Source organism: Frankia sp. AvcI1, from assembly GCF_001420875.1.
Taxonomy (GTDB): domain Bacteria; phylum Actinomycetota; class Actinomycetes; order Frankiales; family Frankiaceae; genus Frankia; species Frankia alni.
Map to the genome: position 1 here is coordinate 1 of NZ_LJFZ01000022.1, position 16,045 is coordinate 16,045.

At 68.8% G+C, this 16,045-nt stretch carries 7 protein-coding genes and 14 pseudogenes; 8 read left to right on the forward strand and 13 right to left on the reverse strand.

The features are described from left to right. Positions 1 to 65: 65 nt before the first annotated feature. From UK94_RS33980 to UK94_RS60200, 3 genes are all read left to right on the forward strand, one after another. The coding region (locus UK94_RS33980; RefSeq protein WP_235489001.1) for a hypothetical protein at positions 66 to 992 on the forward strand (927 nt) is incomplete at its 3' end. 778 nt (positions 993 to 1,770) lie between these two features. Then, on the forward strand, positions 1,771 to 2,481 hold a 711-nt coding region (locus tag UK94_RS60195; RefSeq protein WP_235489003.1), incomplete at its 3' end, for a hypothetical protein. A 2,768-nt stretch (positions 2,482 to 5,249) separates the two neighbouring features. Beyond that, positions 5,250 to 5,597 (forward strand): hypothetical protein (locus tag UK94_RS60200; protein WP_235489005.1); only part of this gene is annotated, 348 nt, incomplete at its 3' end. 454 nt (positions 5,598 to 6,051) lie between these two features. Here the strand turns inward: UK94_RS60200 and UK94_RS60205 are convergent. From UK94_RS60205 to UK94_RS20880, 9 genes and pseudogenes are all read right to left on the reverse strand, one after another. Beyond that, positions 6,052 to 6,253: pseudogene (locus tag UK94_RS60205) on the reverse strand (hypothetical protein); the annotation flags it as partial. 33 nt (positions 6,254 to 6,286) lie between these two features. Beyond that, a pseudogene (locus tag UK94_RS60215) lies at positions 6,287 to 6,754 on the reverse strand (HAD family hydrolase); the annotation flags it as partial. A gap of 1 nt (position 6,755) precedes the next feature. Further along, a pseudogene (locus UK94_RS60220) lies at positions 6,756 to 6,857 on the reverse strand (hypothetical protein); the annotation flags it as partial. A gap of 1 nt (position 6,858) precedes the next feature. Then, positions 6,859 to 7,276, reverse strand: a pseudogene (locus UK94_RS60225) (HAD-IC family P-type ATPase); the annotation flags it as partial. A gap of 1 nt (position 7,277) precedes the next feature. After that, positions 7,278 to 7,887: pseudogene (locus tag UK94_RS60230) on the reverse strand (heavy metal translocating P-type ATPase); the annotation flags it as partial. A gap of 1 nt (position 7,888) precedes the next feature. Then, positions 7,889 to 8,119 (reverse strand): annotated as a pseudogene (locus tag UK94_RS60235) (hypothetical protein); the annotation flags it as partial. Position 8,120: 1 nt separating this feature from the next. After that, a pseudogene (locus UK94_RS60240) lies at positions 8,121 to 8,261 on the reverse strand (heavy metal-associated domain-containing protein); the annotation flags it as partial. A gap of 80 nt (positions 8,262 to 8,341) precedes the next feature. Then, a partial coding sequence (locus tag UK94_RS74550; RefSeq protein WP_268761541.1) for a hypothetical protein occupies positions 8,342 to 8,392 on the reverse strand: 51 nt, incomplete at its 5' end. 1 nt (position 8,393) lies between these two features. After that, a pseudogene (locus UK94_RS20880) lies at positions 8,394 to 8,548 on the reverse strand (cation transporter); the annotation flags it as partial. Between the two features lie 1,507 nt (positions 8,549 to 10,055). Between UK94_RS20880 and UK94_RS74555 the strand changes: the two are divergent. The 5 genes and pseudogenes from UK94_RS74555 to UK94_RS20905 all read left to right on the forward strand — a co-directional run. Then, on the forward strand, positions 10,056 to 10,132 hold a 77-nt coding region (locus UK94_RS74555), incomplete at its 3' end, for a hypothetical protein (RefSeq protein ID WP_268761542.1). A 1-nt stretch (position 10,133) separates the two neighbouring features. Next, positions 10,134 to 10,365, forward strand: a pseudogene (locus tag UK94_RS60245) (ATP-binding cassette domain-containing protein); the annotation flags it as partial. 1 nt (position 10,366) lies between these two features. After that, positions 10,367 to 10,471, forward strand: a pseudogene (locus UK94_RS60250) (ABC transporter ATP-binding protein); the annotation flags it as partial. 28 nt (positions 10,472 to 10,499) lie between these two features. Then, a pseudogene (locus UK94_RS60255) lies at positions 10,500 to 10,765 on the forward strand (ABC transporter ATP-binding protein); the annotation flags it as partial. 1,107 nt (positions 10,766 to 11,872) lie between these two features. Continuing rightward, on the forward strand, positions 11,873 to 12,067 hold the full coding sequence (locus UK94_RS20905) for a hypothetical protein (RefSeq protein WP_055751195.1): 195 nt from the start codon (positions 11,873 to 11,875) through the stop codon (positions 12,065 to 12,067). 725 nt (positions 12,068 to 12,792) lie between these two features. Here the strand turns inward: UK94_RS20905 and UK94_RS60265 are convergent. From UK94_RS60265 to UK94_RS33990, 4 genes and pseudogenes are all read right to left on the reverse strand, one after another. After that, positions 12,793 to 12,910, reverse strand: a pseudogene (locus UK94_RS60265) (hypothetical protein); the annotation flags it as partial. A 1-nt stretch (position 12,911) separates the two neighbouring features. Next, positions 12,912 to 13,108, reverse strand: a pseudogene (locus UK94_RS60270) (BlaI/MecI/CopY family transcriptional regulator); the annotation flags it as partial. Position 13,109: 1 nt separating this feature from the next. Continuing rightward, positions 13,110 to 13,168: pseudogene (locus UK94_RS74560) on the reverse strand (hypothetical protein); the annotation flags it as partial. A 105-nt stretch (positions 13,169 to 13,273) separates the two neighbouring features. Continuing rightward, on the reverse strand, positions 13,274 to 13,417 hold the full coding sequence (locus tag UK94_RS33990; RefSeq protein WP_157734378.1) for a hypothetical protein: 144 nt from the start codon (positions 13,415 to 13,417) through the stop codon (positions 13,274 to 13,276). Between the last annotated feature and the right edge of the window lie 2,628 nt (positions 13,418 to 16,045).

The window sequence follows — 16,045 nt, forward strand, 5'->3', positions numbered from 1 at the left end:
GCGTAAGCTAAGCTATTCACCTCTGGCTTACACGGAAATCGTGACAGGCTCAGGTTCTGGGCGACGTGCCGGTGGAGCTCGTCCGTGACCTGGAGTGGGCCGCCAGCATCTCGGAGGTACTCGGTTCAGGGCTGAGAGGAAACCCCCGTCAGCTGAAGCGATTTCTCAACAACCTGCTTCTGAAGCATCGGAGCGCGAAGCGCCGGGGTGTCACGCTTCAGCTGCCGGTACTGGCCAAGCTCATGGCGTTGGAGGAACAGCACGTCAGCGACTTCCAGCGTCTCTACGCCTGGCAACTCACCGCGCCAGGCCCGATTCCCGAACTCGCGGCGGCGGAATCGGTCAACGCGCCGCCGGCGGATGCCGCCGGAGAGGACCCAGATGAGGAGCACACGGCTGGATCGGGAGAGGGCGGGCAGTCTGACCGGGTCCCCAGTGCTCGAAGGTCCCCAGGGGGTCGAACTCGGCGGCCGACAGACGACCAACCCGAGATCGCCGAGGAAGTGCGGAACTGGGCGGGCAAGTCGCACATCACCGCCTGGCTGCGGCTGGACCCGCCGCTCCGGGAGATAGACCTACGCCCCTACTTCACCTACTCGCGCGACAGGCTGACGCTCGGCGTCGCCGTCACACGGCTACCCCCGCGGTTGCAGGAGCTGCTGAGCAAGGTTCAGTCGGAGGTCGCGGGGGCTCGACGGGGCGCCTGCGGCGAGATCGCGACGCTCCCCGCCGGAGATCGCCTTCACTTGGTGGAGGCCCTGGTCGAAATGCTCATACGGCGGGCAGACAGTCCCGCGTTCGTCGCGGCCCTCGAACTCGCCGAACGCGCCCCCGACACCGTGCGACCCGTCTGCGAGGCCCTGATGCGCATCCCGCCGGCGGCGATCCCGGTGCACCACGCAGGGAAGGCTGCCCGGCTGCCCGGCGACAATCCCGCGGTGGCCTCCCTCCTCGAACGTTGGGAGAACAGCACCGCTCCCGGACTGGCAACCNTCATCCGGCGGGCACGTGAGATGNGCCAACTCTCGGGCAGACGCTGATGGGAACCTCGACCGACCGCACGGCGGGCAGCGGCGGCGCCTGGACTCCCCTCAAACACGCCACCGCGTCCTACACACGAGGACTCGCCACCGGTTCGCCGAACNCCCCGACCTTCGCCCGGCGGGTACTCGCCCGCCACGTCCCGGTGNTGGGCGGCCCAGGTGCTGCCGCCAGTGCCAGGGCCGGTAGCACAGGGGTCCAGCGGCTCGGCGCGCTGCTCGCCGGCGTCGGCGGCGAGGGCCTCGAAAGCACCCTGGGCTCTTTCGGATTGTCCGCGCTTATCGGCCGGACACGCTTCGACGTCCTCGACGAGATGATCACTTTCGTCGCCGGGGATGGGGACGACCTCGACTCGCAGGCCGCCCGGGACGCCGTGTGCGACGTCCTGGAGGAGGTGTTCGGTGACGCCGACACCTGGGCCGACCTGACCAGCACGGCCGACGCGACGGTCACCCGGGAGACCCTGGCCGCCCTGCTGGAGTCGTTTCTGGCTCACTACATCTACAACCGGGTTCCGGTCATCGCCGAACGGCTCACCCGCATCTCCGACCCCCACGCCGTGCGCCGGGCGGACGAGGAGATGCGTCAGATCATCCAGACTATGGTCTCGCTCCGGCTTCCCGACGACCCGTTCGCGGTGGACTGGTCGGGTCGTCAGGGGCGGCAGATCGCGGACGACGCCCTCCGCGCGACGTACGAGGCCATCCAAGGGCTGGACGGAGACCAGCAGTGACCGACTATCTGGTGCGAAGCGACCTCACCACGCCCGCTGCGGAGCCTGACGATGTCCGGCTTCTGGACTGGTCGCCGGGCCAGACCGCGGCCACGATCCAAACCGGCGATGCTGGGCCCGAGTTCTTCGCCGGCTGGCGACCGCCCCGCCCGGCCGCCGACCTGATGGTTCTCGGAGCGGCGGTCTATTGCGCGGACAAGACCACCTTGCGACGTGGCACGGTCGACTCTTGGACCAGGGACATCACCCTACGGCTCCCCGTGGGCGATACCGCCAGCTGGCAGCGCGCCGACTTCGAGACACCCCTGCGCTTCCTGACCGGCGACCGCTGGCAGCTCCGGCCTTACCACGCCGCTCGACACCCCTTGACCCAGGTCAGCGATGTTCCCCAAGTCAAGGGAGTGGTCGGACTTGGTGTCGACGGCGTGTGCCTGTTCTCCGGAGGGCTCGACTCGTTGAGCGGCCTTATCGACCTCCTGGAAGCCGACCCCGGTCGGCGTCTGTGCCTGGTGTCCCACCACGAAGGCGGGCGGGCGTCCACCGCCCAGCAGCACCTGCTCGACGCCCTCCGCAGCCATTACGGCGCTGAACGCATCATGTCCCGCCGCCTCTACCTGCGACCCGCCCCAGCGAACGGCCAGCAGGCCCACCCACTTCCCGGGCCGCGTGAGAACACCACCCGGTCGCGATCCCTGCTCTTCCTGGCCNCCGCGTTGACCCTCGCCGCGGCAGAAGGCGCCGACGTGCCGGTTTACCTCCCCGAGAACGGGTTCATCGGCCTCAATGTCCCGCTGACCCGAGCCCGCGTCGGCAGCGCGAGCACCCGTACGACACACCCGCACTTCCTGCGACGGCTCGCGGAGGCCACCACGGCGATCGGAGTCTCGAACCCCATCGTCAATCCATACCGCCTGTCGACCAAGGGCGAGATTCTCGCAAGGTCGGCCAACAGCACGCTACTGCAACGCCTCGCCCCGCTCAGCGTCTCCTGCTCCCACCCCGAAACCGCACGCTATGTTGGNCGCAAGCAAGGCAACTGNGGATACTGCTTCCCTTGCCTCATCCGCCGCGCCTCCCTCGCGCACGTCGGCTGGGACGACGAGAAGTACGCCTACGACGTGTTCGATAACGACGACCTGGCAAGGCTGCTCCGTCGCCGCAGCCGACGCGGCGCGGACCTGCGAGCCGTCGTCAGCGCAGCGGTCACCGACAGCCCGGACCGCGACGTCCTGCGCAATGGCCCACTCCCGTTCGGTGAACGCGCCGCCTTCACCGGCGTCTGGCGGCGCGGACTCGCGGAACTCCGAGCCTGGCTCACCAGCCGAACGGGCACCGACCTCACCGACCTGATGCAGGCCGCACCATGACACCGGCCACGCTTACTGACACGCACTGTCACATCGACGCGTACGACGATCCCCTCGCCGTTCTCGACGAGGCCCGCGCCGCGGGAGTACACGTCGTCGCCGTGACCGAGGACCCCGGCAAGCATCGCCTGCTCCGTGCGCGTCTCGGNCGCCGCGCCGGCGTCGAGGTGGCACTCGGTCTGCACCCCCTCCGTGTTGGCGCAGCGAGTCCTCACGAGTTGACCCGGTTTCTGCGGCTTCTACCTCAGTCGACGTGGATCGGTGAGATCGGGCTGGATTTCTCCCGCGTCGGCGCACAGACCCNCCACCAGCAACTCCGCGCCTTCGAGACAATCCTGGCAATCCCAGAACTGCGGACGCGGCCGGTCACCGTCCACAGCCGGGGTGCCGAACGCGAAACCATCGCCCGCCTCACACAGGCCGGAGTGCCAGCTATTCTCCACTGGTACACCGGACCGCTCGCGGCCATCGACGACGCACTCGCCGCAGGACTGTTCTTCTCCATCAATCCTGCGATGATACGGACAAAGAAGGGTGCAGCGCTCCTCCGAAATATNCCGCGGGACCGGGTGCTCCTGGAGACCGACGGCCCTTTCGCCCGCCACGGCGGGCGGCCCGCCCATCCCGCTGACCTCGTGGGCACACTGAAGCTTCTTGCATCCCTCTGGGAAACATCGGCAGCCGAGACACAAACAACGATCTCGGACAATCTTCGTCGACTGCCCGGAGCCCCCGCTTCCTGAGACAAGCGCACATCCNCACACAGCGTTGAAGGCACGTTAGTCGGTGCCTGCTCGTAGCCTTGGCTACGAGTCCGCCGTGCGGTCCTCTTGCGTCGAGTTCGCCCGCTGGTCATCGATGATCCGGTTCATGAGCTCCACCGTCGACAGGTACAACCAGAATACCCAGTCCAGATAGAAGTCGTCGTAATCACGTTTCTGCTTTGCGTCTTGGTGGCGAATATGGAAGTTGTTGGCGATGTCGAACAAGGCGCCACGGTCGGACTTCGCCAGCACCTCTCGCAGTATCCCGTGACGACGCTCCTCGATCACCAGCGCCAGAGCTGCAACCGCGGAGCNCCTCTGGTGCCGCCCGGCCCCACGGCCGCNAAACAGCGAGATCGCGTGCCGAACCTGGTCGTCCTGCTCGCTTGTCTCTCGGGCAAGNAGCGATCGCACAAGTTCCGAACGTTCGTCGTCGGTCACATCGACGAGTCGACCAACGTCGGCACCTTCATCCGCAAGGCGGTAGCGGATGTCACTTCGACGAAGGAGACTGTTTACTCGCCAACGGTACACCGTGCGGCCGGACGCGAGATCGAACTCGCTATGGTGCCACCCGCACTCGCCGAACGAGTGATGCCGTCGTTGCCGCGGCCGTGCTACAAAATCATGCAGGACCTCGATCATCTGGAAGAGGTTCTCTCGGTCCGTAGCCAGCATCTCCGGGTCGATGGGCCATGTAGTCTCCCCGCCAAACGCGTCTTCAATCAAGTATGCGGGAGACGGGTCATACTGATCGTCGACGCAGTCCTTACCGAATCGCCGCTCGAAGTAGCCCGCGACTTCGAGCTCACGGACGAGATCTACATACTGGCGAGCCAGTGCGTTCATGCTCAAGCTCACCGGCCCACGTCGCCCTCGCGCCCGCTCTCGCCAATAGGGCTCCCGGGGAGGTGGATCTTCGTGGAGGCTTTCGGCATTGACCATGAGCTCGCGCAGGAAGAGCTGCTTTCTCGTGAAAATCTGCCCTTGACGTGGGCCGGATGATCCGAATCCGTAACCCGGTTCGGTTACTTCCCGGAAATCGACGACGGGGCCTCCTGCATAGCCGTGAACAAACGCATCTTCCAGCAGCAGCTCGCATCGGTCGTTCCAGTCGCTCATATCGCGCCTGTTCAAGAGCTCGGCAGATTCTGCTACGAACAGCGCTCGGGGCCAGACCAACTGGTAGTCAGGCTCGGCAAAACGGGCGGTCACCACACCATCATCCCGTACCGTCACGGCGATCGCGCTACTGNCCCGGCCGGCACACCCCTGCTGGTAAGGAGAAGCCGCGGAACGGCACGGACGTAGACGACCATGCCGACGACCTCGACGAGGGTGTGTATGACCACGGCCACCGAGGCCCCCGCCCTCGGACCGCTCCCGCACGCCGCTCTGGCCTCCGTGCCGGTGACGCTAGCGATGCCCGCCTGCGCCGCGTGCTGCGCGCTGCCGCTGTTGGTCGGCGCAGGGATACTTACGGCCGGATTCGCCGCCGCGGTCAACCAGATCCTGATCGCCGCCGCGATCGCGCCGGCCGTCCTCGCGGTTGTCCTGGTGGCATGTCGCCAGCGTCGCAAGGCTGCCGCACACGCCACGCCTGGGGGTCCTGCGACTGCGGCGGAGGATGCGCCTGCTGACACCAAGGCAGGACGGGTCACCGCCCTCGCCGCACTGACCGTGGTCGCCAGGNACAGGCGAGTGGCGAGACGGCCTCCTTGCCATCCGCCTGGCCGCTGTCCGGCGGCCTTCATGCGTCCGCGGCCCGCGAGCAGTACAGCGAGGCCGGCGGGAGTCGAGGTATGACGCCATCGAGAACGCCTGCGGAAACAGCAGCGCCGAGCCGAAGCCCTGGACAAGGCGCGCGACGACGAGAATGTTCTGGTTCACCGCGAGGCCGCAGGCGGTCGAGGCAACGGTGAAGATGTTCACTGACAGCGGCGAACAACCAGTGTTGTCGGCCCTTGGCCGGTTGTCAGGCAGGAGACATGGGGCCTAACGCGTGCGGCACCTCGTCCCATGCGGTGCTCACAGCCGGTTTTGTGGGTCCGGGGCGGCAGGGTGGAAGCGGCGCAGCCGCAGGGAGTTGGTGACGACGAACACGGAGCTGAACGCCATCGCGGCTCCGGCGATGAGCGGGGAGAGNAGGCCGAGGGCGGCCACCGGGATCAGCACGACGTTGTAGGCGAAGGCCCAGAACAGGTTGCCTTTGATCGTGCGCAGCGTCCGGCGGGACAGTCGGATCGCGTCGGCGGCGGCGGTGAGGTCCCCGCGGACGAGGGTGATGTCGGAGGCTTCGATCGCCGCGTCGGTGCCGGTGCCCATGGACAGGCCCAGATCGGCCGCGGNCAGCGCGGCGGCGTCGTTCACCCCGTCGCCCNCCATTGCCACCACCTTGCCTTGACGCTGCAGGGCGGCCACGGCGTCGACCTTCTGCTCCGGCAACACCTCGGCGATCACGTCTGCCTCGTCGATGCCGACGGAGGCGGCCACCGCGGTGGCCGCGGATCGGTTGTCCCCAGTGAGCAGGACTGGGCGTAGGCCCAGGTCACGCAGCTGCGTGACAGCGGCGGTACTCGTGGGCTTGACGGTGTCGGCGACCACGAGGACGCCTCGGACCTGGCCGTCCCAGCCGACGAGGACGGCGGTGCGGCCCGCTGCCTCGGCGGTGTCCTTCGCTGCCTGCAGTGTGGCGTCAGGGGACAGGCCCCAGTCGGACAACAGTGCGGCACGACCGATCGAGACCGCATGCGTGAGATCGCCGAGGGTGATGGTGCCGGTGACGCCGAGGCCTGCGGTGGCGCTGAACTCGCCGACCGGTGGAAGGGTCCCGAATTTTTCGACCGCGGNGGCGGCGATGGCCGCTGCGATGGGATGTTCACTGGCGGACTCGAGGGCGCCGGCGAGAAGCAGCACCTCGTCTGGGTCGATACTGGTCGCCGCGTGCACGGCNTGCAGGCTCATCCGGCCGGAGGTGACGGTGCCGGTCTTGTCCAGCACGATGGTGTCGACGCGGCGGGTGGACTCCAGTACCTCCGGGCCCTTGATCAGCAGTCCGAGTTGCGCGCCCCGTCCGGTACCGACCAGCAGCGCGGTCGGGGTGGCCAGGCCCAACGCGCACGGGCAGGCGATGATCAGCACGGCGACGGCGGCGGTGAAGGCGTGGACGCCACCGTGGCCGGTGGCCAGGGTGGCGAGCAGTGTCCCGACGGCCAAGATCAGGACGGCCGGTACGAAGACGGTGGAGATTCTGTCCGCGAGCCGCTGCACTGGCGCTTTCCCGGACTGGGCGTCGAGGACGAGGCGGGCTATCTGTGCCAGCCGGGTGTCCGTGCCAACCCGGGTCGCGCGGACGATCAGTCGTCCCCCGGNGTTGACGGTCGCGCCGGTCACCGGATCGCCCGCGCTCACCTCGACCGGCACGGACTCGCCGGTGAGCAGACTCTCGTCGATCGCCGATGATCCCTCGACGACGACACCATCGGTGGCGATCTTCTCTCCGGGTCGGACCAGGAACGTGTCACCGGGCTGCAGCTGCTCGACCGGGATGCGGGCCTCGACCCCGCCGCGCAGGACCGTGACGTCCTTGGCGCCGAGGTCCAGCAGCGCGCGCAGCGCGGCGCCCGAGCGGCGCTTGGCACGGGCCTCCAGATAGCGGCCGGCGAGCAGGAAGACCACGACGGCGGAGGCGACCTCAAGATAGATGTCACTGGCGCCGTCGCCCGCGCTGGCGGTGAGGTCAAAGTGCATCCGCATCCCGGTCATGCCCGCGTCGCCGACGAACAGCGCGTACAGCGACCAGCCGAACGCGGCCAGGGTGCCCATCGAGACCAGGGTGTCCATCGTCGCCGCGCGGTGTCGCAGATTCGTGAACGCGGCGCGGTGGAATGGCCAGCCACCCCATACGACCACCGGGCTGGCCAGGGTGAGGGACAGCCACTGCCAGTTGTCGAACTGCGCGCCCGGCACCATCGCCAGGACCNGTACCGGCAGGGTCAGGATCGCCGAGATCAGCAGCCGTTGCTGCAATGATGCCGACGGATGAGCGCCTTCGTCCTGGGGTGGGCCCGCTGGTGGTGTGGTGTCGCGGGTGGGTTGCGGGGGTAGTCGGGCGGTGTAGCCGGTGGCTTCCACCGTAGCCACCAGATCCCCGGGGCCGAGCATGGCCGGGTCGTAGTGGATGGTCGCCGTCTCGGTGGCGTAGTTGACCGTGGNAGCGACACCGTCGAGCCGGTTGAGCTTCTTCTCGATCCGCGCCGCGCAGGAGGAGCACGTCATCCCACCGACGGCCAGGTCGATGGCCACGGCCGGCGTGGCCGCCCGGGGCTGTCTGATGGTGAGGTCGCTGCCGGCCATGCGTGGCTCCTCCTGCGATGGTTGCCGCGCGCCTGCTCAGGACGGGAAGTCCGGACAGCCGCCGTGGGGGACGGGGGCGGTCAGACGTCGACGAGCGTGTAGCCGGCCGCGTCGACCGCGCCGCGGATCTCNTCGTCGCCGAATCCGTCGCCGGTCACCGTGACGCGACCGCTCGCGAGGTCGACGTCCACGGCCTCCACACCGTCGATCCTGCCGACTTCGCCGCTGACCGAACTCACACAATGTCCGCAGGTCATTCCAGTGACGGTGTAGGTCATCACTGCCATCTCCGCTGTCCTCTCACGTGAACCGCTTACTCACCAGATGCGCCCCGACGTCCGATGCGGTCCCGATCGCACCTGCAGGGCGCTGTCATCACCACCACCATACCCCAGGGGGGTACCACCTGCTAGGGAGCGTCATCGGGTCAACGCGGTCAACTGGGGCGCCCGGTCCCGCGGGTGCCGCAGCGGTGTGAAGGACGACCGGGATGATCANGCCGTCACGGAGAAGCCGTGGCGCGGGGCCGCCGTGGTGGGTGGCACTCTGGGCGTCGCGCGNACGGCCGCGCATCCCGACATCACGGTGAACGCCCAGGAGCAGGTCGACGAGGGGTTCTGNCTGACCGGACGGAACGCCGGGCCCGCCCTCGCGGACCAGGACTTCTCATCCAGGTCGTGCTTCCCACAGGTTGGACCGCGTTCAAGGCACTGCGGACCGCCTGGGAAAGGTGAACATCGGGTCGCCAGAACAGTTCGGCGGGAAGGCTAGCCGCGGTATGAGCCGATCGGCACGAGTCCCATGAAGGCTGCGCCGTGGATGCCGGCCGCTCGAAGCAGCCCCCGCTCGTTTCGCAGCCAGCCCGGGAGGCTTCCTGGTGCCCTGGCCGGGCGTCGTTAGTCGGGGGGTTTCAGTCCGGCGAGGGTGACGGTGACGAGTCGGTGGACCGCGGCTGCCGAGGGCAGGTTGCCGGCGGCGGTAAGGGCGTGCAGGCAGTAGCTCGCGAGCTCGTCGGGGACGACGTCGTCGCGGAGGTCGCCGGTTTTCGCGCCGTCGGTCAGCAGGTCCCGGATGAGGTCGTGCAGGTGCTGCTGGGCTCGGATGACGTGACCGCCTCGATGCAGGAGCGCGGCGAGTTCGGTGTCGTGGCGCTCGTGGGCGATGAGCGCCCAGGCGTGCAGGACCGCTTCCAGCCGCTTCCCGGGCGCGGNGTGATCCCGGATGTGAGCGAGGTGCTCGAGGTGGCTGGTGATGTGGCGTTCGTGCCAGGCCANCAGGATCGCCTCGACGTCGGGGAAGTACTTGTACAGCGTCGCGCGTCCGATGCCGGCCCGTTCGGCGATCGCCGACATCGTCACCGAGGACAGTCCGCGTTCGGCTACCAGGGCCGCGGTGGTGTCCAGGACCGCGTCGCACACCGCGCGCCGGTGCGCCTCGATCGTGTCGCTCCAGATCCTGGGCACGCCCCATAGCGTACGCGGCGACGATGGCCGACAACATGACTCGACATCGACATAGTGTCTCGTAAACTGNGGTGGTCATCAGCAGACCCGTGATCGCAGCACAGAGGACGACTCATGGNCGACCTGCCCTTTCATCCCGACCGCGACAACGACCCCGGGGCGGCGTCGCCGCGTGGCTCGACCGGCCGCAAACCTCGATGGAAGTCCGTGACCGTGGTCGTCCTCGCGGTCGCCGTGGTGGCGCTGTTCGTCGTCCTGCATCTGACCGGCGTCGTCGGTCCCGCCGAGCATTAGACCCGGGACGCAGGCATATGAGCAGGGGAGCCCGCAGATGATCGAGGCGATCGGCCTCAGTAAGCGCTACGGCGCCACCTGGGCGGTCGAGGACCTGTCGTTCACCGTGCCGCCNGGTGCGGTGACGGGGTTTCTGGGCCCGAACGGAGCCGGGAAATCGACGACGATGCGCATGATCCTGGGTCTCGACGCACCGACGTCGGGCTCGGTCACCGTCCACGGCCGGCCCTACGTCGGATACCGCCGTCCGCTGTTCGAGGTCGGGGCGCTGCTCGACGCCCGAGCGGTACACGGGGGGCGCAGCGCCTACAACCACCTCTTGTGCCTCGCGCTCAGCAACGGCATCGNCCGGGCCCGGGTGAACACCGTCCTCGACCAGGTGGGACTGCGCGGCGTCGCCCATCGGCGCTGCGGTGGCTTCTCCCTCGGCATGTCCCAACGCCTGGGCATCGCNGCCGCGCTGCTCGGTGACCCGCGGGTNCTCATGTTCGACGAACCGGTCAACGGCCTGGATCCCGAAGGCGTCGTGTGGATACGCACCCTGCTGCGGGCGTTGGCCGCCGAGGGCCGCACCGTTCTGCTCTCCAGCCATCTGATGAGCGAGATGGCCCTCACCGCCGACCGGCTGATCATCATCGGGCGAGGGCGTCTGATCGCCCAGACGACGGTCGCGGAGTTCCTCCGCGGCGGCTCGGACAGCTACCTGCGGGTCCGCTCGCCCCAGGCCGACGCCCTCGCGACGCTACTNGAAGCCCAGGGCATCGGCGTCACCCGGCAGGACGATCACACACTGCGCATCACCGGCGCCGACGGTGNCACGGTGGGTGAGCTTGCCCGGGTGNACGGGTTCGCGCTGCAGGAACTTTCGGCGCACCAGGCATCCCTGGAACAGCGATACATCGAACTCACCGGCGACGCTGTCGACTACCGCACGGTCGAGGGCACCCGCGTCCCGGCCCCGAACTGAGGCCGGACATGGTCACCCTCGCACCCCCACCGCCATCCCCCCGCCCCCTGGCGGGTATCCCCGATATCGCACGGTCGGAGTTCCGCAAACTCCGCTCGGTCCGCTCGACCTTCTGGACGCTCTTCGCCGCCGTGACCTCCAACGTCGTGATCGCGGCCTTCGNCGCGATCTTGCTGCCTGGACAGCTCGGCGCCCACGAGAAAGCCACCGTCGACGCGGTCCGGCTCAGCCTCGCCGGCCTGCACCTCGCCCAGATCGCCTTCGGTGTCCTGGGAGTGCTCGTCATCACCAGCGAATACGGCACGGGCATGATCCACGCGACCGTCAGCGCCGTGCCCCGGCGCCGGACGCTGCTCGCGTCGAAGGCCATGGTGTTCACCGGGACCGCCCTCATCGTCGGGATCACCGCGAGCTTCGCCGCCTACTTCACCTTTCAGGCGTTCCTGTCCGACGACAGCCTGCGATCCTCCCTCGCCGATCCCGGAGTAGTCCGAGCCGTGGCCGGAGGCGGCCTGTTCCTGACGGTCCTGGGACTGCTCGGCNTCGGCCTCGGCGCGATCATCCGGGTCAGCGCCGGCGCAATCGCCGCGCTGTTCAGCCTGCTGTTCCTCCCCCCGATCCTGCTGGACCTCCTGCCCCACTCCTGGCAGACCGACATCGGTCCCTACATCCCCATGAACGCCGGCGGCCAGATCTACCTTCTGCATCACGACGACGGCAACCTCGGAGCCTGGACCGGCTTCGGCGTGTTCAGCCTCTACGCCGCCCTCGCCCTCACTGCCGGATTTATCCTGATCAACCACCGCGACACCTAGACCACGGACCGACCCCAATCCCGGCCGCCCGCAGCGCCGCACCGATCACCCGGCCCAAGGTGAGGAGACGGTATGACCACCAGCCTGACCTGCAAACACTGCGACACAACCATCAGTGCCAACGACGAAGAGGACCTCGTCGCCCAGGTACAAACCCACGTCCAGGACCACGCCGCCGCCCACGGCCGCGTCCACACCGTGTCCCGCAACCATGTCCTCGCCCGCCTCCACCGCCACAATCCCGACGAAGAACCGCCATCAGCCTGAGACCAGCACCAGAAACCCGGGCCCGGGTGAGGCCGGGCCGCTGACCGCTGCGATCGGGCGGACCGCACCACCTGGTCCGATGGTCGAGGTTGCGCGGGCTAGTCCGACCGCCTACTGACGCTGGNCGGCGGCGATTGCGCCGGTCAGGAAGAGCACTGCTCCGGCGGGGTAACCGGCGACGAGGTCGACGAGGCTCGACGGCTGGCCCCCGAACGCTCCCCAGTGAGCCAGAAGGTGGACGAGTGCGACGAGCACGCCGGCGGCCATCAGGATCTGGCCAGCATGGAGTATCCGCCGCTTCCTTCGGTAGCGCTGACGGCGTTCCGCGGCCTTCTTCTCCATCGGCGTCAGCGCCGGCTGATGTGCATCGGCGCGCGGCGGCTTTCCGGCACCACCAGAATTGATCTTGTCGGACATAGTCGCCATCCGATACGCGCGAAGGGAACATAAGCGGCAGAAAGTGAGAGCGCGGTTAAGGTCGGACGGAGGTGGGCCGCCCGAGCGAATCTACTGTCTCTCATAGTACTATTGATCGTAGTGGAGTGGGGAACTTGATGCGCTCTGGTTCGCGTGGGGTGGACGCCGCGCCGCTGGACGGCGGTTATGAGGCGGTGAGCAGTATCGCCGCGGTAGCGGGCGCCTCCGATGGGAGGCAGCCGAAGGCCGGCGGTGTGCATCCGGAGCAGGACCTGGGGCGCAGCCTCACGCCGGGCCGGGCGGGTTCNCGTCCTGGCGGCGTTCGCCGGCGTCGGCATTCTGGTCGAGAGCCTCGCGCAGGAGCCGTGCTTCCTCGGGCGGCATGTGCTCGACGAAATGCATCAGGGTCATTGCCCGGTTGGTGCTNCCGGCCAGCGCCTCACTCATGACCTCCGCGCTGTGTACCTCCCGTGAGCGCACGGCTTCATAGAGGTACGCTCGGCCGTCTCGGCGACGACGCAGCCATCCCTTCCGGTGGAGGTTGTCCATGACGGTCATCACCGTCGTGTAGGCGATGCGTCGCTGCTCGAGCAACTCCTCATACACACCGCGGACCGTCCGCGGNTCGCCCGCGGACCACATCCGGTCCATCACGACAGCTTCAAGATCACCGAGTTCGCGCACGCCGGTCGCCTCCCCATCCCCTGCCAACGGGTCGCCGACCCTGCCGCGNAGGCTCACGGTCCTCGGGCCNCTGTTTCGTGTGCTCGCCCCGCGCCGGGACAGCTACTACGACCACCGATCGTAGTTGATGGGCTGGTTCGCGCGGTATGGGTCGTAGTGGCGGGCGGGCGACCGCACGGCGAGGGCGGCCACTCCGAGGAGCGCCCAGCCGGCGGCGATGTCGATCAGGTAGTGGTTCGCGGTGGCCATGACCACGCGGCGGTCAGGACCGGGTAGAGGCCACCGAGGATGCGGGCCCAGGCTCGTTGAGCGTGCCGGGCCAGGTGCCATCCTCTCCACAGTGACCACGCCGCGTGCAACGAGGGCATGGNGGCGAACTGGTTGGTNGCGCTGTCCATGCCGCCGGGGGCGGCGCTGACGTCGCCGCTCCACCAACCCCAGGCGTGGAAGACGGCGAGGGTGTCGTGGAAGCCGGCGCCGGCAGCAGGCGGGGCGGTGGGTAGGAGCACGAAGCCGACGAGACCGAACAATGTGGTGAGGGCAAGCATGCTCCGGGCCGCGCGGTAGCGGGTGGGACGGCCGCGGCGCAGCCAGATGAGTACGGCGGGCGTGATGAGGAAATCGAGGGNGCTCAGGCGCCGGGGGGCGCGACCGCGGGNATCGGGCAATAGGCGGCGTGGGCAATGACGGCCATCGGGCCGGCCGCGACGACGAGGGGTATGAGCAGCAGCAACACGATGACCGTGGCGCCGAGAGCGGTGCGCGTCGCGCCGAGCGGGTTCGCAGGCCGTAGGAGGCGGCGGACGCGTTCCAACGCGGTCGGGCCGCCTGCGGCCAGACTGGCTTCGGGGTGGCCTGCACCGGCGAGGGCGGCGAGCGCGGCGGCGATGGAGCGTCGTTCGTGGTGGCGGCATGCGGCGTCGTCCGCGGCCAGCTCGAGGAGTCGCGCGATCTCGGCGCGCGCCGCGATGAACAGGGGGATGCGCGGGAAGGCGCGGGCGAAGGTGTCGGCACCGGCCAGGATGAGGTGGTGTCGTNCGGCCAGGTGCGCCCGCTCGTGGGCGAGAACGGCCCGCAGCTGCTCGGCGGTGAGCGTCTCGACCGCCGCGGTGGTGAGGACCACCCGGCGGGCGCGGCCGGGTAGGCAGTAGACCGCGGCCGTGGGGNGGGNGAGGACGACCGCGTCGAGGGCGGGAGCGGGTCGAGCGACGACGGCGAGTTTCCGGGCGTGCCGGCGGCGTTCGCGCCCNGCGCGGGCGAGGNCGGAGGTGGCGCAGAAGCCAACACGGAGCAGGAGAATCGTGGTCAGGGTCAATCCGGCGCCCGCGATGCCGGCGCCACCGGGGGTGGCGTACGAGGCCTGCAGGGACATGATGCAGGCGCGAAGCAGCGCGGCGAGGTTGGCGCTCAGACGCGGGCTGGGTAGGGCCAGCGCCAACCCGGCGAGCGCGGCGGCGGCGAGCACGGACATGGACAACGCCTGCCATAGACAGATCCCCAGCCGTGGCGCGCGGTCGGCCCAGGACGCGCCGCGCAGCAACCGGGGTGAGGTGACGGCGAGCACCGTCGCATAGGCCAGCAGGGCGACGGCGACCGTCATGCCATATCCCTCATGGCAAGTCCTCGTACACCATCTGGACGTTCCGAGGTTCCTGCGTAGACCACGGCCTGTCCATGACCGCGGCTTCCAGGTCACCTGCTCCGCGCATGGTCACCGCCTCCCTCTGCCGGCGGCAGACCTGTACGAGATGTGCGGTCCCCGCAGCCGAGTGGGGCTGCCGGACGGCTGCGGCGATGTGGCGATGGTAGACCCTCGCCCGCAAGGTCTGGTTCGCCGCCGCACGTTGCTTCGACCTGCCGTAGAAGCCATGTCAACTATAAGGCATAGTAGATATCGACGTGGGCCCGGTGGAGCATCAGCGGGCGACTGATCATCAGCCGTGGTTGCCGCTGTGGGNCTGCGGGTGGTCGACTCGGACTGAGGAGAGGTCAATGGGCGGGCGCGCGACGGAGNAGCCGCGGGCTGGCGGAGCCACGTCCTGGGGCCNGCCGCGGCGGATCGTGCTGATCGTCGGGGTGGGAGTCGCTGTGCTTGCCGTCGCCGTCGCNGTGCCACTGCTGGTGATGGGCCCGGATTCCGGGGGGCGCGGATCGGGCACCGACCAGGCTGATCAGGTCGGTGGCGTCGTGCACGTACACGGTCTGGGGGTCGATCCGGCGGACGGCGCGCTGTACGCCGCGACTCACATGGGACTGTTCCGGATACCCGAACGTGGAGCGGCCGAGCGGGTCGCAGGTCGATTCCAGGACACGATGGGTTTCACGGTACTGGGCGCGCATACCTTCCTCGCCTCCGGGCACCCGGATCTGCGCGAGGAGGCACCGCCGCTCCTCGGCCTGCTGGAGTCCACCGACGCCGGNCAGAACTGGCGGCCGTTGTCCCTGTACGGCAAGGCGGATTTCCACGCCCTCGCCGCTGCCCACGGGAGGGTCTATGGCTACGACGCGACCGGCGGCGCCTTTCTTGTCAGCGTCGACCAAAAGACCTGGGACGCGCGTAGCCGGCTTGCGATGAGGGATTTCGTCGTCAGTCCCACAGACCCGGATGCCGTACTTGCGGTGACGGAGGAGGGTCTCGCCGCGAGCAGGGACGGCGGGCGCAGGTGGCGGCCGGTCGCGGGNGCGCCGCCGCTGGCCGTCCTCGCCTGGCACTCGGATGGAACGGTGTGGGGCGTTGACGACTCCGGTGGGGTGTGGCGGTCCGAGGACCGTGGAGGTACCTGGGCGCGTCGCGGCACCACCTACGGTGAACCCGAAGCCATGACAGCCGCCGGTGGGGCCCTGTACGTGGCCGTCGCCCGGCGCGGCATCCTCGCC

Excerpts from the sequence above, each read along its gene's own strand:
- UK94_RS20905 (WP_055751195.1), top strand. The coding sequence starts at position 11,873 with ATGACCACCAGCCTGACCTGCAAACACTGCGACACAACCATCAGTGCC.
- UK94_RS33990 (WP_157734378.1), bottom strand. The coding sequence starts at position 13,417 with ATGGCCACCGCGAACCACTACCTGATCGACATCGCCGCCGGCTGGGCG.